At 67.2% G+C, this 22,023-nt stretch carries 20 protein-coding genes and 2 pseudogenes; 11 read left to right on the top strand and 11 right to left on the bottom strand.

What is annotated here, in order from left to right; genetic code table 11:
* The first annotated feature begins 34 nt into the window (after window positions 1–34).
* Window positions 35–2,224, top strand: coding sequence for an acyl-CoA dehydrogenase (locus tag ACXPWS_RS28135; RefSeq protein ID WP_458709802.1), 2,190 nt, complete (start codon window positions 35–37; stop codon window positions 2,222–2,224).
* Window positions 2,225–2,285: 61 nt separating this feature from the next.
* Here ACXPWS_RS28135 and ACXPWS_RS28140 read toward each other — a convergent pair whose 3' ends face one another.
* On the bottom strand, window positions 2,286–3,074 hold the full coding sequence (locus ACXPWS_RS28140; protein WP_458713724.1) for an SDR family NAD(P)-dependent oxidoreductase: 789 nt from the start codon (window positions 3,072–3,074) through the stop codon (window positions 2,286–2,288).
* Between the two features lie 30 nt (window positions 3,075–3,104).
* Window positions 3,105–4,784, bottom strand: a complete 1,680-nt coding sequence (fadD2, locus tag ACXPWS_RS28145; protein ID WP_458709803.1) for a long-chain-fatty-acid--CoA ligase FadD2 — start codon at window positions 4,782–4,784, stop codon at window positions 3,105–3,107.
* A gap of 54 nt (window positions 4,785–4,838) precedes the next feature.
* On the opposite strand from fadD2, the gene ligD reads away from it, so the two are divergent.
* Entirely contained in the window at window positions 4,839–6,068 is a 1,230-nt protein-coding gene (ligD, locus tag ACXPWS_RS28150) for a non-homologous end-joining DNA ligase (RefSeq protein WP_458709804.1), read from the top strand.
* Window positions 6,069–6,290: 222 nt separating this feature from the next.
* Window positions 6,291–6,713: an STAS domain-containing protein gene (locus ACXPWS_RS28155; protein WP_458709805.1), complete on the top strand. Its 423-nt coding sequence runs from the start codon at window positions 6,291–6,293 to the stop codon at window positions 6,711–6,713.
* Between the two features lie 141 nt (window positions 6,714–6,854).
* Here ACXPWS_RS28155 and ACXPWS_RS28160 read toward each other — a convergent pair whose 3' ends face one another.
* Window positions 6,855–7,658 (bottom strand): acyl-CoA thioesterase, encoded by an 804-nt coding sequence (locus ACXPWS_RS28160; RefSeq protein ID WP_458709806.1) that lies wholly within the window; start codon window positions 7,656–7,658, stop codon window positions 6,855–6,857.
* A gap of 119 nt (window positions 7,659–7,777) precedes the next feature.
* On the opposite strand from ACXPWS_RS28160, the gene ACXPWS_RS28165 reads away from it, so the two are divergent.
* Window positions 7,778–8,350, top strand: a complete 573-nt coding sequence (locus ACXPWS_RS28165) for a TetR/AcrR family transcriptional regulator (RefSeq protein ID WP_458709807.1) — start codon at window positions 7,778–7,780, stop codon at window positions 8,348–8,350.
* 89 nt (window positions 8,351–8,439) lie between these two features.
* Here ACXPWS_RS28165 and ACXPWS_RS28170 read toward each other — a convergent pair.
* Window positions 8,440–8,718: pseudogene (locus tag ACXPWS_RS28170) on the bottom strand (dihydrodipicolinate reductase); the annotation flags it as partial.
* A gap of 20 nt (window positions 8,719–8,738) precedes the next feature.
* Window positions 8,739–9,131 (bottom strand): annotated as a pseudogene (locus tag ACXPWS_RS28175) (Rieske (2Fe-2S) protein); the annotation flags it as partial.
* 110 nt (window positions 9,132–9,241) lie between these two features.
* On the opposite strand from ACXPWS_RS28175, the gene ACXPWS_RS28180 reads away from it, so the two are divergent.
* From ACXPWS_RS28180 to ACXPWS_RS28190, 3 genes are read left to right on the top strand one after another with little or no spacing between them, the layout of a single operon-like run.
* Window positions 9,242–10,249 carry an Acg family FMN-binding oxidoreductase gene (locus tag ACXPWS_RS28180; protein ID WP_458713725.1) on the top strand — a complete coding sequence of 336 codons (1,008 nt, stop codon included), beginning with the start codon at window positions 9,242–9,244 and terminating at the stop codon, window positions 10,247–10,249.
* A gap of 55 nt (window positions 10,250–10,304) precedes the next feature.
* The gene (gene dosR, locus ACXPWS_RS28185; RefSeq protein WP_458709808.1) at window positions 10,305–10,952 is read left to right on the top strand and encodes a hypoxia response regulator transcription factor DosR/DevR; all 648 of its coding nucleotides are present in this window, start codon (window positions 10,305–10,307) and stop codon (window positions 10,950–10,952) included.
* A gap of 9 nt (window positions 10,953–10,961) precedes the next feature.
* Complete coding sequence (locus ACXPWS_RS28190) at window positions 10,962–12,659, top strand: GAF domain-containing sensor histidine kinase (protein ID WP_458709809.1); 1,698 nt, start codon at window positions 10,962–10,964, stop codon at window positions 12,657–12,659.
* Between the two features lie 3 nt (window positions 12,660–12,662).
* Here the strand turns inward: ACXPWS_RS28190 and ACXPWS_RS28195 are convergent, their stop codons facing one another.
* The 3 genes from ACXPWS_RS28195 to ACXPWS_RS28205 form a co-directional block, all read right to left on the bottom strand.
* Complete coding sequence (locus ACXPWS_RS28195; RefSeq protein WP_458709810.1) at window positions 12,663–13,283, bottom strand: TetR/AcrR family transcriptional regulator; 621 nt, start codon at window positions 13,281–13,283, stop codon at window positions 12,663–12,665.
* A gap of 79 nt (window positions 13,284–13,362) precedes the next feature.
* Window positions 13,363–14,232 (bottom strand): LysR family transcriptional regulator ArgP, encoded by an 870-nt coding sequence (locus tag ACXPWS_RS28200; protein ID WP_458709811.1) that lies wholly within the window; start codon window positions 14,230–14,232, stop codon window positions 13,363–13,365.
* Between the two features lie 29 nt (window positions 14,233–14,261).
* The gene (locus tag ACXPWS_RS28205) at window positions 14,262–15,893 is read right to left on the bottom strand and encodes an alpha/beta hydrolase family protein (RefSeq protein WP_458709812.1); all 1,632 of its coding nucleotides are present in this window, start codon (window positions 15,891–15,893) and stop codon (window positions 14,262–14,264) included.
* Between the two features lie 135 nt (window positions 15,894–16,028).
* Here ACXPWS_RS28205 and ACXPWS_RS28210 point away from each other — a divergent pair, with 135 nt between their 5' ends.
* The 4 genes from ACXPWS_RS28210 (at window position 16,029) to ACXPWS_RS28225 (ending at window position 18,764) form a co-directional block, all read left to right on the top strand.
* Window positions 16,029–16,688 (top strand): TetR/AcrR family transcriptional regulator, encoded by a 660-nt coding sequence (locus tag ACXPWS_RS28210; RefSeq protein WP_458709813.1) that lies wholly within the window; start codon window positions 16,029–16,031, stop codon window positions 16,686–16,688.
* 67 nt (window positions 16,689–16,755) lie between these two features.
* Window positions 16,756–17,571 (top strand): thioesterase family protein, encoded by an 816-nt coding sequence (locus ACXPWS_RS28215; RefSeq protein WP_458709814.1) that lies wholly within the window; start codon window positions 16,756–16,758, stop codon window positions 17,569–17,571.
* A 24-nt stretch (window positions 17,572–17,595) separates the two neighbouring features.
* On the top strand, window positions 17,596–18,153 hold the full coding sequence (locus ACXPWS_RS28220) for a thiaminase II/PqqC family protein (protein WP_458709815.1): 558 nt from the start codon (window positions 17,596–17,598) through the stop codon (window positions 18,151–18,153).
* On the top strand, window positions 18,150–18,764 hold the full coding sequence (locus ACXPWS_RS28225) for a TenA family protein (protein WP_458709816.1): 615 nt from the start codon (window positions 18,150–18,152) through the stop codon (window positions 18,762–18,764). The genes ACXPWS_RS28220 and ACXPWS_RS28225 overlap by 4 nt, the downstream gene beginning before the upstream one ends.
* On the opposite strand, the gene ACXPWS_RS28230 is transcribed toward ACXPWS_RS28225, so the two are convergent.
* The 3 genes from ACXPWS_RS28230 to ACXPWS_RS28240 all read right to left on the bottom strand — a co-directional run bounded on the left by ACXPWS_RS28230 (window position 18,761) and on the right by ACXPWS_RS28240 (window position 22,022).
* Window positions 18,761–19,222 carry a PPOX class F420-dependent oxidoreductase gene (locus ACXPWS_RS28230; protein WP_458709817.1) on the bottom strand — a complete coding sequence of 154 codons (462 nt, stop codon included), beginning with the start codon at window positions 19,220–19,222 and terminating at the stop codon, window positions 18,761–18,763. The genes ACXPWS_RS28225 and ACXPWS_RS28230 overlap by 4 nt on opposite strands.
* 175 nt (window positions 19,223–19,397) lie before the next feature.
* A complete protein-coding gene (locus tag ACXPWS_RS28235; protein WP_458709818.1) occupies window positions 19,398–20,441 on the bottom strand; it encodes an ABC transporter permease in 1,044 nt (347 codons plus the stop codon).
* Between the two features lie 3 nt (window positions 20,442–20,444).
* A complete protein-coding gene (locus ACXPWS_RS28240; RefSeq protein WP_458709819.1) occupies window positions 20,445–22,022 on the bottom strand; it encodes a sugar ABC transporter ATP-binding protein in 1,578 nt (525 codons plus the stop codon).
* Window position 22,023 lies beyond the last annotated feature (1 nt).

Genomic DNA, 22,023 nt, shown 5'->3' on the forward strand with positions numbered 1-22,023 from the left:
TCCCCAACCGACCGGTTATTAGGGAAGGGCGCATATGCCTATCGCGATCAATCCTGAGCACAACGACCTGGCCGATTCGGTCCGGTCCCTGGTGGCCAAGGTGGTCCCCGCCGAACTACTGCACGAGGCGCTGGAGACCCCGATCGCCAACCCGCCGAGCTACTGGAAGGCCGCCGCCGACCAGGGCTTGCAGGGCGTGCACCTCGCCGAAGAGGTTGGTGGACAGGGGTTCGGCATCCTGGAGCTGGCGATCACGCTCGCCGAGTTCGGGTATGGCGCGGTACCGGGCCCCTTTGTGCCGTCGGCCATCGCCAGCGCACTGATCTCCGCCGATGATCCGCAGTCCGCGTTGCTGGCCGGACTGGCTTCCGGCGACACCATCGCCGCCTACGCGATCGATTCCGGCCTGACCGCCACCCGCCATGACGACAAGCTGGTGATCCGCGGGGAGGTCCGCGCGGTCCCGGCGGCCGCGCAGGCATCGCTGCTGGTGCTGCCCGTGTCGATCGACAGCAGCGAGGAATGGGTCGTCCTGGACGCCGACGTCCTCGAGATCGAGCCCGTCACCAGTGTCGACCCGCTGCGCCCGCTGGCCCACGTGCGCGCCAACGCGGTCGAGGTCGCCCTCGATCGCGTGCTGTCCGATCTCACCCGCGCGCACGCCCGCGCGCTCATCACCACGCTGCTGTCGGCCGAATGTGTCGGCGTCGCCCGCTGGGCCACCGACACCGCCACCGAATACGCCAAGATCCGTGAGCAGTTCGGTCGCCCCATCGGCCAGTTCCAGGCCATCAAGCACAAATGCTCCGGCATGATCGCCGAGACCGAGCGCGCCACCGCCGCGGTGTGGGACGCCTCGCGTGCGCTCGACGAACACCGCAACGGCAACGAGGACAGCCACTTCGAGTTCGCCGCCGCGGTCGCGGGCACGCTGGCGCCGGTCGCCACGCAGCACTGCGCCCAGGAGTGCATCCAGGTGCACGGCGGTATCGGGTTCACCTGGGAGCACGACGCCAACATCTACTACCGGCGGGCCCTGGTGCTCGCCGCGAGCTTCGGCCGGGCCGCGGACTACCCGCAACTCGTCGTCGACACCGCCACCAGCACCGGCCTGCGCGCGCTGAACATCGACCTCGATCCGGAGACCGAGAAGCTCCGCGAGGAAATCCGCGCGGAGGTGGCCGCGCTGAAAGCCATTCCGCGCGAAGAACGTAACGCTGCGATCGCCGAGGGCGGCTGGGTGCAGCCCCACCTGCCCAAGCCGTGGGGACGCAACTCCGGCCCCGTCGAGCAGATCATCATCGCGCAGGAGTTCAGCACCGGCAAGGTCGCCCGCCCCAATATGGGGATCGCGGCCTGGATCATCCCGTCCATCGTGGCGTACGGCACCGACGAGCAACAGCAGCAGTTCCTGTCGCCCACCTTCCGCGGCGAAATGATCTGGTGTCAGCTGTTTTCCGAGCCCGGCGCCGGCTCCGACCTGGCCAGCCTGACCACCAAGGCGACCAAGGTCGACGGCGGCTGGCGGATCACCGGACAGAAGATCTGGACCACCGGCGCGCAGTACTCGCAGTGGGGCGCGCTGCTGGCCAGAACGGACCCGAGCGCGCCCAAACACAATGGCATCACGTATTTCCTGCTGGACATGAAGTCCCCCGGCGTCGAGGTCAAGCCGCTGCGCGAGCTCACCGGTGACGCGATGTTCAACACGGTGTTCATCGACGACGTGTTCGTGCCGGATTCGATGGTGCTCGGCGAGGTGGACCGCGGCTGGGAGGTCAGCCGCAACACCCTGACCAACGAGCGGGTGTCCATCGGCTCCGGTGAGCCGCCGTTCCTGGCCAGTCTGGATCAGTTCGTGGCGTTCCTGGGCGAGGGGCACTTCGACCAGATCGAACAGAACCACGGGGGCAAGCTGATCGCCGAGGGTTACGCCGCCAAGGTGCTCAACCTGCGTTCGACCCTGCTGACCCTGGCCGGCGGCGACCCGATGCCGGCCGCGGCCATCTCCAAGCTGCTGTCGATGAAGACCGGGCAGGGCTACGCGGAGTTCGGGGTGTCGTCCTTCGGCACCGACGCCGCCATCGGCGACAAGGACCAGGAGCAGGGCAAGTGGGCGGAGCGGCTGCTGTTCAGCCGCGCGACCACCATCTACGGTGGCACCACCGAGGTGCAACTCAACATCATCGCCGAGCGTCTGCTCGGCCTGCCCCGCGATCCGTAAGCAGGACCACCGAGACTGCGGTTTGTGCCCGATTACGCGACACAAACCGTAGTTTCCGGCGTCAGGGCAGGATCGAGTCGACGTACCCACCGTCGACGCGCAGCGCCCCGCCGGTGGTGGCCGACGCCAGCGGCGACGCGAGATAGGCGACCATGTTCGCGATCTCGGCCGGCTCGATGAGCCGCTGCAGCAGGGACTGGGGCCGGTGCTTGCGCATGAATTCGCGTTGCGCCTCGTCCCACGGCAGGTTCTTGTCCACCAGTTGGTAGACGAAATCCTCGACACCGGCCGTGTGCGTGGGCCCGGCGATCACCGAGTTCACGGTGACACCGGTGCCCGCGGCGTCCTTGGCGAATCCGCGCGATACCGCCAGCAGCGCGGTCTTGGAGACGCCGTAGTGGATCATCTCCTCGGGGATCACGATGGCCGAGTCGCTGGCGATCTGGATCGCCCGCCCCCAGCCGCGGTCGGTCATGCCCGGCAGATAGGCGCGGATAAGACGCACGGCGGCAAGCACATTCACCTCGAAGTAGGTGCGCCACTGCTCGTCGGTGACTTCCTTGGCGGGCACCGCGCCGAAGATCCCGAGATTGTTGACCAGGATGTCGACCTCGGGCAGTGCGGCCAGCAACTCGGCGGCGCCCTCTGCGGTGCTGACATCGGCGGCCACCCCGAAGGCGTCGCCGCCGGCGGTCGCCAGCCTGTCCACCGCTTCGTCCACCCGTGCCGACGTGCGGCCGTTGACGGCCACCCGCGCGCCGCTGCGGCTCAAACCTTCAGCGATGGCCAGTCCGATGCCCTGGGTGGAGCCGGTGACGAGTGCGGTCTTTCCGGAGAGGTCGATGTTCACGGTCATGTACTACCCCCGACCCGGTGCCGGTTATTCCACCGGATGGTCACGCAGCTCGCGCTTGAGGATCTTGCCCGTCGGGTTACGCGGTAACTCGTCGAGGAAGACGACCTCCCGAGGCACCTTGTAGCGGGCCAGGTTGTCCTTCACGTAGGCCTTGATGGCGTCCTCGTCGACCGAGGCGCCCTCGGCCTTCACCACGAAGGCGCGCAGTCGGTGTCCCCATTCCTTGTCCTCGACGCCCAGGGCGGTCGCCTCGATGACCTCGGGGTGGCCACTGATGAGATCCTCGACCTCGGCAGGAAAGACGTTCTCGCCGCCGCACACGATCATCTCGTCGTCCCGGCCGGACACGTACAGCAGCCCGTGCTCGTCGAAGTATCCGACATCGCCCGAGGAGAGCATCCCGTCGATGATCTGCTTGCCGCCGCCGCCGGTGTAGCCCTCGAACGGGAAGGTGTTACGCACGAAGATGCGGCCCACTTCACCCTGCGGAAGCTCGATCCCGTTGTCGTCCAGGATCTTCACGGTGATGCCCTTGACCGGCGGCCCCACCGTCGCCGGGTTCTTGGACAGATCCTGGGGCCGGGCGATGGACGCGAAGGCAATCTCGGTCGAGCCGTACAGGTTGTAGATCACCGGCCCCAGATCCTTGAGCGCGCGGGTGGCCAGCTCCGCGCCCAGCTGTGAGCCGGACACGAAGACGATGCGCAGGCTGGACAGGTTCGGCTTGGGTTGGGTCTTCTCCAACTCGTCGAGCATGCGCGAGAGCATCACCGGGACCACGACGATCGCAGTCACCTTGTGCTTCTCGATATCGGCCAGCACGGTCGCCGGCTTGAAGCGTCGCCGCAGTACCAGGGTGTCGCCCAGCATCATCGCGATGGTCGCGTGCAGGAAGCCCAGCGCGTGGAACATCGGCGCGGGCAACGAGGTCACCTCGCCCGATTTGAACGGTACGTGCGAGAGCACGCCGCCGATCGGGGCGAGCGACGGCGGGGTGCTGCGGTTGGCGCCCTTGGGGGTGCCGGTGGTGCCGCTGGTCAGGATGATCACCGAGGAGTGCTTGCCGGCCTTCGGTGCGGGCTGCTTGCTGCTGCGCTTGATGAGGTCGGCCAGCGTGTCATCGGTGCTGCCCGACGGCTCGGGCTTGTCCGGGTTGGTGGCAAGCGCGCGCAGTTTGCCCAGCGGCGGTTCGGCCAGCGCCACCGCGGCGGTGTATTCGTCGTCGTAGATGACGAGCTTGGCGCCCTCGCGCTCGGACACCTCTTTGATCTGCGGGCCGGAGAACTCGCTGTTGAGCAGGATGATGCGGGCGCCCACCCGGGCCGCGCCGTACACGCTGATCAAGAACCACCGGTGGTTGCGGATCAGCAGCGCGACGCCGTCACCGCCCCGGACACCCATGTTGCGCAGGCCGTTGGCCACCGCGTGCGCGGCCCGGTCCAGTTCGGCGAAGGTGATCTCGCCGTCGTCGTCGATGACGGCGACCCGGTCCGGGTAACGCCGCGCATTGAGCGCCGGGATCATGCCGAATTCGCCCCACCGGCGGATATCGGCCAGCATGGTGGCGAAGTGCTGCGGAGGCTCGAGCTTGAACGCACCCGCCTCGAACATCTTTCGGGCGTAGTGCAGCTCCGCCGAGCCGCGGTCGAAATATTGCTGGGCTTTCGCCACCGCCTGCGCCGGCAGGTCGAAGAGACTGGGCATAGGGCCACAATATGTGACACACGTCGCACCCGGGCGGGTAACTACCATGGGGTGATGGCCGAGGCGGTCTCACTGGACATAGCCGGCCGGCAGGTGCCGATCAGCAATCCCGGCAAGGTGATCTTCCCCGACGCGGGGGTGACCAAGCGGGACCTCATCGACTACTACCTCGCCGTCGCCGATGGTGCGCTGCGCGGTGTCGCCGAACGGCCGATGATCCTGAAGCGTTTCGTCAAGGGCATCGCGCAGGAGGCCATCTTCCAGAAGCGCGCACCGGAGAAGCGGCCGGACTGGATCGACGTCGCCGAGCTCAAGTACGCGTCGGGCACCTCGGCCAAGGAGGCGGTACTCACCGACGCCGCCGGCTTGGTGTGGGCGGTCAACCTCGGCTGCGTCGATCTGAACCCGCACCCGGTGCGCCGCACCGATCTGGAGCATCCTGACGAACTGCGAGTCGATCTGGACCCGATGCCGGGAGTGGAATGGGAGCAGATCCTGCTCGTGGCGCAGGTGGCGCGTGAGGTGCTCGACGATCACGGCCTGACGGCGTGGCCCAAGACCTCCGGTTCGCGCGGGTTCCACATCTACGCCCGCATCCACCCGCATTGGCCGTTCAAGCAGGTCCGGCTGGCCGCCGAGACGGTGGCCCGCGAGGTGGAACGCCGCGTTCCCGACCTGGCCACGGCACGCTGGTGGAAAGAAGAACGGGGCGAGCGGGTCTTCGTCGACTTCAACCAGAACGCCAAGGACCGGACCGTCGCGTCGGCGTACTCGGTGCGGGCCACCCCGGACGCCCGGGTATCGACCCCGTTGCGCTGGGACGAAGTGCCCGGCTGCCGTGCGGAGGCGTTCACCATCGCCACCGTGCCTGCGCGCTTCGCAGAGCTCGGCGACCCCTGGGAGGGCATGGACGACGCGCCGGGTGGTCTGGAACCGCTGCTGGCGCTGGCCAAGGAACTGGGCCCATCGAAGAAACCCGCGAAACCGTCCGACGGGACGGGCCGCCGCCAGTCGACGGTGCCGTTGATCGAGGTGGCCCGCACCAAGACCCGGGAGGAGGCACTGGCGGCCCTGGATGTCTGGCGCGGCCGGTATCCCGCGGCGGCCGGCCTGCTGGCACCGGTCGACGTATTGGTCGACGGCATGCGCGGACCGAGTTCGATCTGGTACCGGGTGCGGATCAATCTGGAGCACGTGCCCGAGGCAGAACGTCCCGCTCAGGAACCGTTGATCGCCGACTATTCACCATGGGTCGGGTACACCGGCGGGCAGTTTCGACGCTGAGAACATTTTGGGGCTACTCAAGGGTAATTTGTCGTCAATTATTGAGAAGGACTCTTACGTTCAACGAAATCCATTGCGGCGCAACGCTGTACGAAACTCTCAGCAAACCCTTACGGGCGCATCAGCAATAGTTCTTAGCAAAGTATTAATGGCTACTCCCAGGTACCTTAAATTCGGTCGTTAGCGTCGGTGTCAGTTCGAAGCATCGAAGGGAGGCATGACATGACGATCGCATTCCGATACGGCAATCCGGCGGTCGACTGTGGCGGTGCCCAGTTGCGCGCGCAGTGCCGCCACCTGGCGACCGTCGCGACGCTCACCGGCGTCATCGACGACGCCAACTTCGAGCGACTGACCCACCGGGTCCGGCAGATGGTTCTCACCGAGAAGCCCTTCGTCCTCGACCTCAGCGGCGTCACCGGACTCTCCGCTCGCGGGGTGTCACTGCTGTACGGACTCGATGACGAATGCGACCTCGCCGGGGTCGAATGGGCACTGGTCGGCAGCCCGCAGGTTCTCGACATTCTGCAACTCCTCGACGACGCCTTTCCGATCACCGCGTCGGTTCCCGAGGCGCTGCATCACTTCGCCGAGGGCACCCTTGCCCGCCGGCGCCTGCTCCCACTGCTGCACAAGACCGCATAACAAAGAAAGGCGGATCACATGTTGCTCGACGTTCGCTGGTTGACCGCTCTCGTTCGCCGTCACCGCAAGCCGGCCCACTAACTTCATCGTCAGAAGCCTGGCCGGCGAGTCACCCGACTCGCCGGTCAGGCTTTTTTCGTGTCAGCCCTTGTAATAGACCAACTGGTGCGTGGTGGCCAGCAGACCACCCGACCGGCTCCAGATCTGCGCCGTCTGGTCGAAGTGCCCGGCGGCGAACCGCTGGGCCCGCGCGGTGCCCAGGACGAAGTCGTCGCCGTGGTCGGCGAGTTCGGCCTGATCGGCGTGGAAGTACACGGTGAACGAGATGGTGCCTGCCGGCATCAGCTGGCCGCGCCGGAGATAGACCCGCGGGTAGAAGATGTCGCACACCGCGGTCAGGGACGCGAAATCCAGCTGCCGCGCGGGGTTGTCCCTGACCCACATGACCGTCCGGGACGAGGACGACGGCGCGGGGTCCGCAGCGGGAATGGCGCCTTCGATGAAACGGACGTCATAGTTTCCCAGCCACACCACACCGAGCGGATTCGCGTTCTGACTTCCCGTCTCGTCGGGGCCAGGCACCGCCGGCGGTGCGACCTCGGTATCGGCCCAGGTCTCGCGGCGCACTCCGAACACCGCGGTGGCGGTCGTCTTCACGTCGCCGTTCTGACTCAGTTCCACGAACCAGTGCTGGTTGGAGCGGTTGGTCCGGACCGCGCGCGTCTGGATCTCGAAGTCCCCGTCGACGATCGGCGCCAGGTAATTCACCGTCAACGCCAGCGGAAACCCGTGCGCGTCCCGATCCAGTTCGATGGCGTGCAGCATGGTGGCCGCGGTGATCCCACCGAACGGACCCACCATGTTCGCCCACTGCGCAAGTGTGCGTCCACGGGAGCGGCCGCCGCCCAGAGCTTCCAGTGCAATGCCGTCGTCGAACACCGTCATCGGCGTGACACTACCTGCGCGGCGCGCGCAGTCCTTTGACCGGCTAATCACACGTGAGGCGCGGCACGTTCGGCGGATCTGGGAGAGTCGATGCCGTGGGACGAAAAGGGTGGGGCGGAGTGCCACCGGCTGACGACGCCGAGGCACGCAAACGGATCATCGACGCCACCCGCGCGATGATCGACGAGCGCGGTGCGGGCCACACCGCCCTGGCCGACGTCGCCGCGACGCTGGGCATCACCCGGCGGACCATCTACCGCTACTTCACCGGCACCGGGGAGCTGTTCACCGCCGTCGCGGAGGCCAGCCTGGAGGGCTTCGTCACCGAAGTCGCCGCCATGACGGCGAACCTGGACGTGACCGATCAGCTCGTCGAAGTGCTCGCCCACATCATCGAGCGCCTCCCCCACGAGCCGCTGCTGGAACTGCTGCTGGCCAACGACCGCACCAACAGCTTCAGCCGGGGCATGCTCACCCCCGCCGTCATCGACCGCTGCCGAACCATGCTGCGTCACACGCATATCGACTGGGCAACAATGGGTTACGACGACACACTTCTCGATGAGCTGATCGAGTTCCTGTTACGCAACATCCAGTCGATGCTCATCGCACCGACCGATCCGCCCCGCTCGGGCGCCCGGCTGCGGGCCTACCTGCGACGCTGGATCGGCCCCGCGCTCGACGTCACCTGAACCGGCCGGCGAAGCCGCGCAGCGGCAGGTCGGCGCTGGTGAGCAGGCCCGGGCGGGCGGCCACCACCGACTTGATCGCGTTCAGTGCCGAGTTGCACATCGAAGCAGTCGGCCATCAACAGCACGCTGTCGGCGAACACCCGGGTGTACTTCTCCAGCATCCCCGGCAACCGCGGATCGTCGACGGGGAGTCCGTAGCCCACCTCCTTCCAGGTGTCGGCCGAATGGTGACAGGACACGCCGACCGATTCGATGGTGGTGATGTTGTCGATCTCGGCCACGTCTGCCGAACACACCACGCCGAGAATCTGGTTCAGGCCGGGGTTCATCCCGGTGCCGTAGAACGTCGATTGTCCTTTGGCGGCCGCCCCCTATTACCGAACAGATCCCCGTTTTCCAGCACGTATTGCGGATGGATCTCCACCGCGGTCCGGTACAGCCGCTGCTGCGGGTAATAGTCGGCCGAGGTCTTCGGGTCCGTATCGCCGCTGTCGAAGTCCGCGAAGATGTCCGGCACCTCGAAATGCGGTGCGCGGCCTTCGATGTCATGCCAGATGTAGACGGACGCGTTGCGCTCGGTCACCGGGTAGGTGGTCATCCGGCGTCCACGGTTGGGCAGGTCCTGGTATGGGATGCACACATTGCGTCCCTCGTGATTCCACTGCCAGCCATGGGCACGCACTGGATCACCGCCTGCCAGAATGCCTTTGCCGATCTCGACGAGGCGCGCCGCGGACTGTCCAACGCGATCGTGGCCTACCTGGAGGCGTCCCGCGTCAGCCCAGCAACGGTGCGGAGCCGAAAGCAAAACGGCGGCCGGTGAGCCTCGAGCCGCCCGATCGAGGACTTCTGGCCCTGCTGTCCGGCCCGGCCGCCGAGCAGGATGGAGGCATGCCCACGACACTGCTCCCCGTCGCCGTCATCGAGGACGCCGTGCACCTCGCGTGCCGTGCCCCGTCTTACCACAACAGCCAGCCATGGCGGTGGGTGATCCACGCCGGCACGGTGTCGATGTTCGTCGATCCCGACCACCTGGTGGCCTCCGACGCGGGCGGCCGGCAGGCCCTGATCAGTTGCGGCGCCGCCCTCGACCATTTCCGGGTGGCCATGACCGCCGGCGGTTACACCGCCCATGTCGAGCGTTATCCCAACCGCACAGGGGCGAGCGAAGCGACGGGAAACGATCATGACCAGCACCACATCGTCGACATCACCCTGAGCAAGCTGACCGACGTGACCGCGGCGCAGCGCCGGCGGGCCGACGCCATCCTGCACCGGCGCACCGACCGGCTGCCGTTCGCCGAGCCCCCGAACTGGGATTCCTTCGAACGCCTGATGCGCAGCAGCACCGATCTCGCCGGCAGCGCGCTGGACGTGATCGATATCGCCGACCGGGAGACCCTGGCCGAGGCCTCACACCTGACCGACGCCATGCGCCTCTACGATTCCGAGTACCACCACGAGATCACTTGGTGGACTTCACCCTACGAGGTGAACGACGGAATTCCGCACACTTCACTGGTCTCGGCCCAAGAAGCCGACCGCGTCGACGTCGGCCGCACCTTCCCCGTCACCCACCACCGGGAGCGCCGGCTCGAGGTGGGCGAGGACCAGGCCCGGCTGTTGGTCATCTCCGCTTCCGACGACACCCGCCAAGGCATCCTCGCGGCCGGTGAAGCCCTCTCGGCGGTGCTGCTGGACGCCACCATGGCCGGCATGTCGTCTTGCACGTTGAGCCACCTGACCGAGGTTCCGATCAGCCGGGACATTGTCGCGGCCCTGGTGAATCGACCGTTCCCACAGGTGGTGGTGCGCCTGGGGATCGCCCCTGCGCTGGAAGAGGTACCGCCTCCCACGCCTCGTCGCCCGCTGCACGATGTGCTGCGGGTGGAGATCTGACGTCCATCTCTGCGCCACAATGGTCACCACAGGATCACTTGCGAAAGGTCTGTCCATGGTGTCGGTGTTTCTCGTCGACGATCACGAGGTAGTCCGGCGCGGGCTCACCGACCTCCTCGGTTCCGACCCCGATCTGGACGTGATCGGCGAGGCCGGATCGGTGTCCGAGGCGCTGGCCCGCATACCGGCACTACGCCCGGACGTCGCGGTGCTCGACGTCCGACTACCCGACGGCAACGGCATCGAACTGTGCCGGGAACTGCTGTCACAGTTGCCCGATCTGCGCTGCCTGATGCTCACCTCGTTCACCTCCGACGAGGCGATGCTGGACGCGATCCTGGCCGGCGCGAGCGGCTACGTCGTCAAGGACATCAAAGGCATGGAGCTCGCACGGGCCATAAAAGAGGTCGGGGCCGGCCGCTCGCTGCTGGACAACCGCGCCGCGGCGGCACTGATGGCGAAGTTACGCGGTTCCACCGAGCGGTCCAACCCGCTATCCGGGCTCACCGACCAGGAGCGGGTGCTGCTCGACCTGCTCGGCGAAGGACTCACGAACAAGCAGATCGCCGCCCGAATGTTCTTGGCGGAGAAGACCGTCAAGAATTACGTGTCGCGCCTGCTGGCCAAGCTCGGCATGCAGCGCCGCACCCAGGCTGCGGTGTTCGTCTCGAAGCTGGACCATCCGGCCGCCCGCGACCAATAGGATCCAGTTGTGTCTGGACCGGAACAGCGCGGGGACCGCCCGCTACGGGAAACCCTGTCGCAACTGCGGCTGCGCGAACTGCTCAGCGAAGTTCAGGACCGCGTGGAGCAGATCGTCGAGGGCCGGGACCGCCTCGACGGTCTGGTGGACGCGATGCTGGCCGTCACCTCGGGTCTGGAACTCGACGCGACCCTGACCACGATCGTGCACACCGCCATCGAATTGATCGACGCGCGTTACGGTGCCCTGGGCGTCCGTGGGCACGGCCACGAACTCGTCGAGTTCGTCTACGAAGGCATCGACGAAGTCACCCGGCACCGCATCGGTGACCTGCCGCAGGGACTGGGTGTACTCGGTGTGCTGATCGACGAGCCGAAACCCATCCGGTTGGACAATATTTGCGATCATCCGGCCTCCGTGGGCTTTCCAGCACACCACCCACCGATGTCGACGTTCCTCGGCGTACCCATCCGGATCCGGGACGAGGTGTTCGGCAATCTCTACCTGACCGAGAAGAAGTCCGGTCAGCCGTTCAGCGAGGACGACCAGGTGCTCGCCCAGGCGCTGGCCGCGGCTGCCGGGATCGCCATCGACAATGCGCGTCTGTACCAACAGTCGCAGCGACGACAGGCCTGGATCGAGGCGACCCGCGACATCGCCACCGAATTGCTGTCCGGCACCGATCCGGCCGCGGTGTTCCAGGTGATCGCCGAGCAGGCCCGCAAGCTCACCGGTTCCGCGCTCGCGGTGGTCGCGGTGTCCAGCGAGGACGATGACCAAGGCTCCCCGGATGAACTTGTGGTGGTCGGGGCCACCGGCCCCGAGCGGATCGACCTCGCCACCATCGCCCCGATCCCGGTGAGTTCGGGGCTCATCGGCGACGCGTACGGCCAGCGACTACCGGTGCGCACCGAGAGCCTCGAGTTGGCCGGCACCAGGGGGCCTGCGCTGATCCTGCCACTGCGTACCACCGAAACCGTTGCAGGCATGGTGATCACCCTGCGCGGGCCGGGTGCCGCCCCGTTCGCCGACGACGACCTGTCGATGGCGGCGGCGTTCACCGACCAGGCCGCCCTGGCCTGGCAGCTGGCCACCAGTCAGCGGCGAATGCACGAACTCGAGGTGCTGACCGATCGCGACCGGATCGCACGGGACCTGCACGACCACGTCATCCAGCGGCTGTTCGCGGCGGGCTTGTCGTTGCAGGGTGCCCTTCCCCGGATCCGCCCGGCCGACGCGCAGGAACGCGTCGCCACATGCGTGGATGATCTGCAGGAGGTCATCTCCGAGATCCGCACCGCGATATTCGATCTGCACAGCGCATCCGCCGGAAGCACCCGGCTGCGCCAGCGCCTGGATGCCGCGCTGACACAGTTCGCGTCGGCCCGGGTACACACATCGGCGAACTACACCGGGCCGCTGTCGGTGATCGAGCCGGCGATGGCCGACCACACCGAGGCCGTGGTGCGCGAAGCCGTGAGCAATGCGGTGCGACACGGTCACGCCACCGAGATCACCCTTACCGTCCGAGTCGACGATTATCTGACCGTCGAAATCACGGACAACGGTGGCGGTCTCGCGGAACCGGTCACCGAGAGCGGACTGGCGAACCTGCGGCTGCGTGCCGCGGAATGCGGCGGTGCACTGTCGTTGGGGACATCTGCGGGGGGCGGAACGGTATTGGAGTGGCGGGTCCCGCTGCCCTGATCGTCAGGACGGGGCACCGGCCGCGCCGGCCGGAGATCCCTGACTTAGGACTTCCCCGAGCACCGACCGCAGGACGTTGCGCAGTTCCCGGCTCACGGTGTCCAGCGGTTGGGTGGCGCGCTCGGCCCGGCACATCGCCACCGCGCCTTCCACGGAAGCAATGATGAGGGTCGCCGTCCCCATCGCCTGCGCCGGAGCGACACCATGGTTGCGCAGCGCCGCCGCCAGAATCGACGTCCAGCTCCCGAAGGCGAAGACCGCGGCGTCGCGTGGCGCGGACTCGCCATCCGGCAATTCCTCGACCGCCACGGCCAGCACCGGGCAGCCTGCTTGGAAGCCGCTGTCCACCAGGGCTTTCCGCCACATATCGATGAACCCGTCGAGACCGTCGGTCGGCCCGGCCGCCATCGCGCGGGTCAGCGTGCGCGCGGTCAGGTCGTCGGCACGACGCACCGCCTCGGCTGCCAGCTGGCCCTTCCCGCCCGGGAAATGGTGATACATGGACCCCAGCGGAGCTCCGGTGTACTTGGCCAGTTCCCGCACGCTGGTGGCGTTCACCCCGCGGCGCGCGATCATGTCGGCCGCGCCCGCCACCATCCGTTCACGAGCGTCTACCTCGACCACGCCACCTCCTATGACAGCCGTAATAATACGAGATCATGCTGCCTTTATGACGAACGTCATAAACTTCGGTGTGGCGTCGTCAGTCGTGCCGGTGCCGGCCCAGCTCCTCGACCGCGCTCTGCACGGCACCGGTCACGGTCTCGACGACCGGGCTGTCCAGCTTCCAGCACTGCCAGTACAACGGCACGTCCAGATGCACATCGGCGATCCGGACGAAGTCCGGGCCGATCAGCTGCTCGGGATACATCCCCCAGCCCAGCCCCGCCTGCACCGCGGCCCGAAACCCCTCGGCAGTCGGCACATAATGCACCGGCCGGCGCGCCTCGCGCCGAAATACCTTGCGTATCAGGTTGTCCTGCAACGCATCGTCACGATTCCACGCCAGTGAGGGAGCCTGGGCGGCCGATTTCGCGGTGAATCCCTCGGGTAGGTGCCGCGCCATGTAGGCGGGGGTGGCCACCGGGATGTAGCGCATCACACCCAGCGGCCGCACCCGGCAACCGGACACCGGCGCACGCTCGGTGGTGACGGCGCCCATCACCTCCCCCTCGCGCAGCAATCGTGCCGAGTGGTCCTGATCCTCGATCCTGATGTCGAACAGAATGTCGGGCAATCGGGCGAAGACACCGGTGAACCAGGTCGCCATGGAATCGGCGTTCACCGCGATGGCGACCCGGATACGCTCGTGCGGGCCGCCGCCGGTCTCGGCCAGCGCCTCCGCTTCCAGCAGCGCGGTCTGGGCAGCCAATCGCAGCAGTGGGATACCCGCAGATGTTGCTCGACAAGGCTTTTCGCGAACCACGAGCACCTGACCCACGCGCTGCTCGAGTGACTTGATGCGCTGACTCACTGCCGATGGCGTGACATGCAGGCGGTCGGCCGCGGCGTCGAAGCTGCCCAGCTCGATCACGGCGGCGTAGGCCGCGAGTTGCTGCCCGTCCAGCCTCATGGCCGCAATGCTAGTGCACGCCCATGCTGCTATACCTCAAGAGCCGCAACTGATCCGGCGGTCGGCTCGTACAGTGCGGCGCGACCGACGATATCGAGGAGGAACTCGGACAGTTTGTCCCACGGCGTCCCCTGCACGTGATTGTCGGAGGTGAACGGAAGCGCGACCGCAGTGGCGGTGCCCGCCGGGGTGGGAATCTGAACGCCCTGTTGCGGAGCAGGGTAGTAGCCGTCCTGCGTGCCCGCGAAGAGGTCGTTGATCCACCCCACCGCGATCGTCTTGACCGCGGCCACATTCTTCGGCGCCGAGAATCCGGCCACCAGGTACTCGGCCACCTGAATGACGTTGTTGCCGCCGTGCAGTGCGTCGATATGGCGACCGCCGGTCAACACCACACCGTTGAACTGGCCGGGACGCGCGGCCTGGAGTTCGTCACCGACCTTGCCGAACATGTTCCACACGTAGCGCTCCGACGAAATATCCATCACCGGACGGTAATTGGCGCCGGTGAGCTTCGACAACGCGATCGGCACGGTGCCGTTCATGTCGACCGAATCCAGCAGCACCACGCCCGTCAGGTCGTCGATCGCCCGGTTGCCGATCATGGCTGCGGCGGCCCCCATCACCAGGCTGCCGCCGGCGGAGTGGCCGACCAGTGCGAAGCGGGTGGGCAGGACGACGCCGTGTCCGGCCGCCGCGGTCGCACTCGCGGTCAGTGCGGCGCGATCGCCGGCGAACAGGTCGGCCACCGCCTGGTGCATCGGGGTGCCGCCCAGCCAGGCCCCGTCGGTGGTGAGGAAGTTCGATGTGATCGTCGGCGCGACGATGATGCTGTTCGTCTGCTCGGCGAGTGCGGCGGCGGTGTAGCTGTACATCGACCCGACCGCACCGAACCCGTGCTGCAGGTAGATCAGCCGGGTCGGCGGCTCGTCGCTCTCGGGGAAGTACCAGTCCGCGGTGACCGTACGTCCGCCTGCGACCGGTACGCGCAGCGTGGAGGTGCGCACGCTGACGTTGGCATCCGGCGGCAGGACGGGCGGGCCCGCGAAGAACTGGATGAGACCCATGACGACGTTGAGGACCGCCGACCCGACGGTATCCATCAGCGTCACGCGACGGGGAGTGGGCTGGGACACCACCGTATCGGCCTTGCTCGCCGTGATGGCCGCACCGGCGCGCGGCGCCGCCGCTGCGGTGACCGCGGGAGCCGGCGATGGCGTCACCGACGTCGAAGTCTGGCGGTGCGACGGTTCGGTTTCGGCGGTTTCGGCGGGCGTCGCAGCGGCACGCTCGGTCTGCGGCGCCTTGGGCCGATCCGGGATCCGGGCTTTTCTCTTGGCGGTGCCGGACTTGATGCTCTTGGCCGGCGGGGCGGGCTGTTCGGCGGCCGGGTCGGGCGCCGGTGGCGTGTCCGACGTGTCGGCCGTTGGCGCCGGCGTCGGGCCGGACTCGGTGTTCTTGCCGCCTGGCCCGTGTCCCCGCGACTGCACCTGGGCGGTGTCGCCGGCCGCCGGTTGCTCCGATGCCGCCGGTGTGCCGTTTCCGCCGGTCGACCCCGAACCGGTATCGGCGGCGGCCGTCGCCGCGCCGGCCAGTAGCGCCGCGGCGATCCCGACCGACGCGACGACCGCACCGAACCATCCCGTCGACCGGTTCGCCATCGGATCCTCCTGCTCAGCGCTGCGGGTACAGCTTAATTAAACAAACTAGATCAAATGTTATTTATTTGTCGAGAGGCCGGGTCGCCAGTCCGGAGTACCGTCTTGTTGTCACGACCAGCACGAAGGACAGCACGAGTGGGCGAGGAGCCGGTACGCCGTCGTCGGGGACGCCCAGCGGGCGGCGGCGCGGCAGCCGACGAACTGCGCACGACCTTCCTCGATGCGGCCGAGCGACTGTTCGTCGCCCGCGGTTACCGCGCCACCACCATCGAGGTGATCGCCCGCGAAGCCGGCTATTCCAGGGGCAGCGTCTACCGCCACTTCCCCACCCGGGACAACCTGGTGGAGGCACTGATTCAGCGGACGACGCAGCGCCACATGATGGGCATCCTCGACCGCGTGCCGGCCGACGCCGAACCACTGGACGTCATCGTCGAGAGCATGGTGATCGTGGCGACCGAGCTCAATCGAGACCCCCTGGTGCATTCGATCTCCGACCCAACCGGTGAACGCACCGTGGCGACCATGCTGGCCAACAACCCGGAGCTGCACCGGCTGACCGAGGCGTGGGCGGCGGCCCTCGTCGAAACCGACGCGGGCCGAACACTGCGGCCGGGCCTGCGCGCCAAAGATCTCGCCCGCTTCCTGATCGCCACCAGCATGAGCCTGCTGCTCGGTGTCATCCCGGGCTCCGAGGATCCCGAGACGGCCCGCCGCTACCTCAGGGTCTTCTTTCTGCCTGCCGTGGCGGCGAAGTTCCCCGCCGCGTCTCCGGTGTTCACCGCAGACGAGTAGCGCTCAGCCCTCCACTCGGCGTGGTTACCGTTATTACAACGGTAAGTATTTTTGTAATATCTTCGGCATGGAGCGCACCGCGGTCACCCCCTTCCTGCAACAACGCGGTGACGAATTGGCACCCAACTCGATCGCGCACGGCGGCTGGGGTCCCACCCTCGGTGGTCAGGTCATCGGCGGGTTGCTGGCCCGGGCCATCGAAGGCCAGGTTGCCGACACCGACCTGCACCCCGCCCGGCTGACGGTCGAGATCCTGCGCAGGGTGGCCTCCGAACCGGTACGGGTGAGCGCGTCAGTGGTTCGCGCGGGCACCCGGATGCGATCCATCGACGCCGCGATGACCCAAGGCGGCGAGCTGGTTGCCCGTGCGTCGGCGCTGTACCTTCGCCGCGGCGCCCAGCCCGCCGGCGCATTCTTCAACACGGCGGTGAGCATGCCGCCGATCCCGGAGAACCCCGAGCACTTCGACGACACGGTGCCGATGTTCATCCGTGCGTACGGGCCCACGGCCGAAGCGAACCGGCGCGAATTCCCTTGGCAACAGGCCGGTCCCCGGTACGCCTGGGTACGCGAGATCCGCGACCTGGTGGACGGCGAGGCGATGACACCGTTCATCCGGGCGGCCATGGCCGTCGACGTCACCGCCTCGATGACCAACTTCAGCACCGACGGTCTGGCGTTCATCAACGCCGACTACACCCTGGCGCTCGGCCGGCTGCCCGAGGGACCGTTCATCGGGCTCGCGGCACTGACCCACTGCAGTGCGGACGGCGTCGCCGCCGGGTCCACCGGGCTGTTCGACCACCTCGGACCGATCGGCACCGGATCATCCACCGCCATCGCAAATTTCGGCTTCGATCCGAACGGGAAGTACAAACGCTGAGCGCACACCGCTATCCTTCGGGGCGTGTCAGATGAGCTCTGGGTTCCTGCAACCCGGCACCCGTTCCTCGATGCGGTACGCGACGGCACCATCACCGATGATGCCTTCGACCGCTGGCTGGTCCAGGACGCCATTTTCGTCGCCGACCTGTTGTCGTTCCAGGGCCGCCTGCTCGCGCGGGCCCCACGGCCCGCGCAGTCGACGCTCGCCGCCGGCTGCGTCGCCCTGGTGGACGAGTTGAGCTGGTTCGAGGTGCAGGCGCGGCGGCGCGGTCTCGATCTGGACCAGCGTCCGTTGCCTGCCACGCTGGCCTATCGGGAACTTCTGCGGGTCCTCGATGGCGAGCCGTTCGACGCCGCGGTCACCGCACTGTGGGTGCTGGAGCGGGTGTATCTGCTCGCCTGGACGCACGCCCGGTCGGATACGTCGCGGTTCCGTGAGTTCGTCGAACACTGGAGCACCGCAGAATTCGCATCGTACGTCCAGGAACTCGGCGCACTGGCCACCCCCGACGGTAAGCAGGCCCTGATCGACGAGGTGCTGTCGCACGAGGTCGACTTCTGGGAAATGGCCGGCCGGTGAGCTTGTCTGCCCGGCTGTGGTCGCAGAATGCCGACGTGACGGCGCAGATACTGGCGCACCCGTTCGTGGGTGGTATCGGCGACGGCTCGCTGCCGAAGCAATTGTTCGCCGGCTACGTCGCGCAGGACGCGTTCTTCCTCGAATCGTTCGCCCGTGCCTACGCTTTGGCGCTGGCCCGCAGTGCCGATACCGCCACCCTGCTCACCTTGGCCGACCTGCTGACCGGTGTCCGTGAAGAACTCGGTCTGCACGCGTCCTACGCGGAATCCTGGGGTATCGACATGGCCGGTGTGACTCCATGGCCGGCCACCCTGGCCTACACCGATTTCCTGCTGGCCACCGCCGCCACCCAGGATGCCGCCGCGGTGTATGCGGCGATGACGCCGTGCATGCGGCTGTACGCCTGGCTGGGACGGTCGTTGACGGCCGGCAGCGCCGGCGCTTACGCCCAGTGGGTGGCGACCTACGCCGATCCCGGTTTCGAAGCCCTGGCGGCCCAACTCGAAGGGCTGCTCGACGCGCAGAACAGCGACACTCCCGCCGTGCACGCCACCTACCGGCGGGCTATGCAGCTGGAGCTGGGTTTCTTCGAGGCGGCGTTCACCGCTTAGCCCAGAGGCGGTGGGAACCCGCCGGTGGCCACCGGACCCCAGCGCGTAGGAGTGATGCGCAGCAGGCACTTTCGCTGATCGACCATCGCCTTCCGGTACTCGTCCCAATCCGGGTGTTCACCGGCGACCGCGCGGAAGTAGTCGACCAGCGCCTCCACCGCCTCGGGCAGGTCGATACGTTCGGCGTCACCGTCGACCTGTACGTACGGGCCGTGGAATTCATCGGACAACACCGTGACGCTGGCGCGCGGCGTCCGGCCGATGTTCACCGACTTGGCACGCTGCGGGTAACTCGCGATCACGATGCGTCCCTGCTCGTCCACGCCGCCGGTGACCGGCGAGCTCTGCAGCGAGCCGTCCGCCCGGAAGGTGGTCAGCACCATGCGGTGCCTCGGCCGCACGAACTCCAGCAGTTCGTCGAGGCTGACATCGTCTGCGGTGGCGTAGGTGCGCGGCATCTCCCGAGTCTACAAGTGGGCGCCGCCAGCCACCACGCTTCACCCTGGTCGTTCTCCTCACCGTCGGGGCTGATGAACAACTGCGGCGAGCGACACCTGTCCCGGACTCGTTCCCAGCGTGCATCGTGCGGACCTTCGGGATGGTGCGGTGACCCCGAATCGCGGCGCTGCCATGCTATTTGACGATGAGCTTGCGCTGCGACGCCATGGTGAACACGGCGGCCACGATGATCACCAGACCTTTGATGATGGTCTGGGTGTAGTCGGCGGCACCGATCTGGTTCAGGCCGTTGGACAACACTGTCAGGATCAGCACCCCGAGCACAGTGCGGCCCACCCCGCCGATGCCACCCGACAGTGCGGTGCCGCCGATGACGATCGCGGCCACCGAGTCGAGCAGGATCTGCGACCCCAATGTGGGTCCCGCCGCGCCCAATTGGGCCGTCAGAAGCAGCCCCGCCACCCCCGCAGTGATTCCGGAGACCACCAGGATCAGCACCTTCACCCGGCGCGTCTTCACACCGGCCAGTTCGACCACCTTCTCGTTGCCGCCGATGGCGTACACATACAGCCCGAACCGGGTGCGCCGGGCGAAGAACCAGACCACGGCCAGCGCCAGCAGGGCGATCAGGGCGGCGTTCTGGATGTTGGGGATGAACTGCCCGATCGCCAGGTCCCGGATGCCCTGGTTGGTGAAGTTGATGGTGCTGCCCTGCAGGATGGTCAAACCTATTCCGGCGAACAACGACAGCGTGCCCAGCGTGGCGATGAACGAGGGCACCCGCCCGTAGGCGAACACCACCCCGTTGATCAACCCGATCGCCGCGCCCACCGCGATCGCGATGAGCAGCACCAGCAACGGGTTGTCGAACCCGTCGTTGATCAGGGATGCCACCACCGCGCCGGTCAGCAGGGCGATGGAACCGACCGAGAGGTCCACGCTGCCGGCCACGATCACCAGCGTGGCCCCCAGCGAAGCGAGCAGCAGAATGCCCGCCTGCCCGCTGATCAGGGTGAGGTTGGCCGCGGTCAGGAACGCCTCGGCGCGCACCGAGAAGAACACCACCAGCGCCAGCAACGCCGCCAACGGCAGCACGTCGCGGACCAGGTTGAGCCGGGTGAACAATCCGACCGGTGCGCTTCCTTGCGCCACGCCGGTTGCAGGAGAATCGGTTTCAGGGACGGGAACGGTCAGTGTCGGGGTCAGTTCAGTGGTCATTTCTCATCCGATGGTGGTAGGGACGGCGGTCGCGCCGGGGATCATCAGGGCTACGAGATCGTGTTCGTCGGGTTTGGCACCCGGCGGTGCATCCACGGTCGCCACCAACCGGCCCTCGGTGATCACCGCGACCCGGTTGGACAAGCCGATCAATTCGGGCAGGTCGTCACTGACCAGGATGATCGTGGTACCCGCCGCCGCGACCGTGCGCAGCAGGTCGTAGATACCTTCGCGGGCGCCGGTGTCCACGCCCTGGGTGGGTTCGTCCAGGACGAGAATATCTGGTTGCCGCAGCAGCCATTTGGCGATGAGCACCTTCTGCGCGTTGCCACCGGAGAGCGAGGAGACCGGCGCGTCGATGCTCTCTGTGACGATGCCGAGCTCCTCGACATACTGCTGGGCCACTTTTCGGGCCCGCCCGACCGCCCACAGTCCCACCCGCGGCGTGGCGAACCTGTCGTGCAGGGAGGCCAGTGCGATGTTGTCGGCGATGGACTGTGTGACGATCAGGCCCTTGTCGGCACGATCCGGTGGCACGTAGGCGATCCCGGCACGCACATGATCGCCGATGGTGCCGCTGACCGGCTCGCCGTTGACCAGGATCCGGCCCCGGGACGGCCGTACCGCACCGGCGATGATCTCGCCGAGCACCCGCTTCCCGGAGCCCTCGGTGCCGGCCAGACCGATGATCTCGCCGGCTGCCACCTCCAGCGAGGCGTCACGCAACACCCCGGCGCCGGCGACGCCTTCGACCACCAGCCGGGGTGGCGCATCGGCTGCGATCGCCCGCTGGGTGTGTTCCCGGTAGTAGTTCTCGGTGCGGACCCGGCCCACCATGAGGCGGTGCAACTCGTTCTCGTCGATGCCTTCGGTGGGCCGGTGGGCCACCGATTCGCCGTCCTTGAACACCGTGATGCGGTCGGTGGATTCGATGATCTCGGGTAGCCGGTGGGACACGAACACCACGGCGGCCACCCCGCGTAGGCGCTCCAACAGATGCAGGAAGTTGTCCTCGTGCTCGGAGTCCAGCGCGGTCGTCGGCTCGTCGAACAACACGACCGGGCGCGCCACCTCGAGCAACTCCGCAAGGGCGGTCACCCTGGCGATATCCAGATTCTGCTTCTGCCCGGGGGTCAGCTTGCCGGTCTGGGCGGAGACGTCGACGCCGCCCACACCGGCCTTGTCGAGCGCCTCGGTCGCCACCCGGCGCAAGGTGCGCCGGTCCAATCCGCCCGTGCGGGAACGGAACAGGTGTTCCCAGCCGAAGAACACGTTCTCGTACACCGCCAGCGAATCGACCAGATTGGCCTCCTGGAACACCCGGAAGATACCCAGCCGGTTGGCTTCCTGATACGTCTTGGGCGCGATCTCGCGACCGTCGAGGATCAGGGATCCGGAGTCGTACGGCAGCACTCCGGAGATGATGTTCAAGATCGTGCTCTTGCCCGCGCCGTTCTCGCCGATCAAGCCGACGACCTCGCCGTCCCCGACGGTCAGGTCGACGCCGTTGAGTGCCCGGTTGGCGCCGAATGATTTGACGATGCCGGTGGCCCGCAGCCGGGGCTCTGGATGTGCGGTCATG

It is taken from the genome of Mycobacterium sp. BMJ-28, assembly GCF_054404835.1.

Excerpts from the sequence above, each read along its gene's own strand:
- ACXPWS_RS28135 (WP_458709802.1), top strand. The coding sequence starts at position 35 with ATGCCTATCGCGATCAATCCTGAGCACAACGACCTGGCCGATTCGGTC.
- fadD2 (WP_458709803.1), bottom strand. The coding sequence starts at position 4,784 with ATGCCCAGTCTCTTCGACCTGCCGGCGCAGGCGGTGGCGAAAGCCCAG.
- ligD (WP_458709804.1), top strand. The coding sequence starts at position 4,839 with ATGGCCGAGGCGGTCTCACTGGACATAGCCGGCCGGCAGGTGCCGATC.
- ACXPWS_RS28155 (WP_458709805.1), top strand. The coding sequence starts at position 6,291 with ATGACGATCGCATTCCGATACGGCAATCCGGCGGTCGACTGTGGCGGT.
- ACXPWS_RS28160 (WP_458709806.1), bottom strand. The coding sequence starts at position 7,658 with ATGACGGTGTTCGACGACGGCATTGCACTGGAAGCTCTGGGCGGCGGC.
- ACXPWS_RS28180 (WP_458713725.1), top strand. The coding sequence starts at position 9,242 with ATGCCCACGACACTGCTCCCCGTCGCCGTCATCGAGGACGCCGTGCAC.
- dosR (WP_458709808.1), top strand. The coding sequence starts at position 10,305 with ATGGTGTCGGTGTTTCTCGTCGACGATCACGAGGTAGTCCGGCGCGGG.
- ACXPWS_RS28200 (WP_458709811.1), bottom strand. The coding sequence starts at position 14,232 with ATGAGGCTGGACGGGCAGCAACTCGCGGCCTACGCCGCCGTGATCGAG.
- ACXPWS_RS28205 (WP_458709812.1), bottom strand. The coding sequence starts at position 15,893 with ATGGCGAACCGGTCGACGGGATGGTTCGGTGCGGTCGTCGCGTCGGTC.
- ACXPWS_RS28215 (WP_458709814.1), top strand. The coding sequence starts at position 16,756 with ATGGAGCGCACCGCGGTCACCCCCTTCCTGCAACAACGCGGTGACGAA.
- ACXPWS_RS28230 (WP_458709817.1), bottom strand. The coding sequence starts at position 19,222 with ATGCCGCGCACCTACGCCACCGCAGACGATGTCAGCCTCGACGAACTG.
- ACXPWS_RS28235 (WP_458709818.1), bottom strand. The coding sequence starts at position 20,441 with ATGACCACTGAACTGACCCCGACACTGACCGTTCCCGTCCCTGAAACC.
- ACXPWS_RS28240 (WP_458709819.1), bottom strand. The coding sequence starts at position 22,022 with ATGACCGCACATCCAGAGCCCCGGCTGCGGGCCACCGGCATCGTCAAA.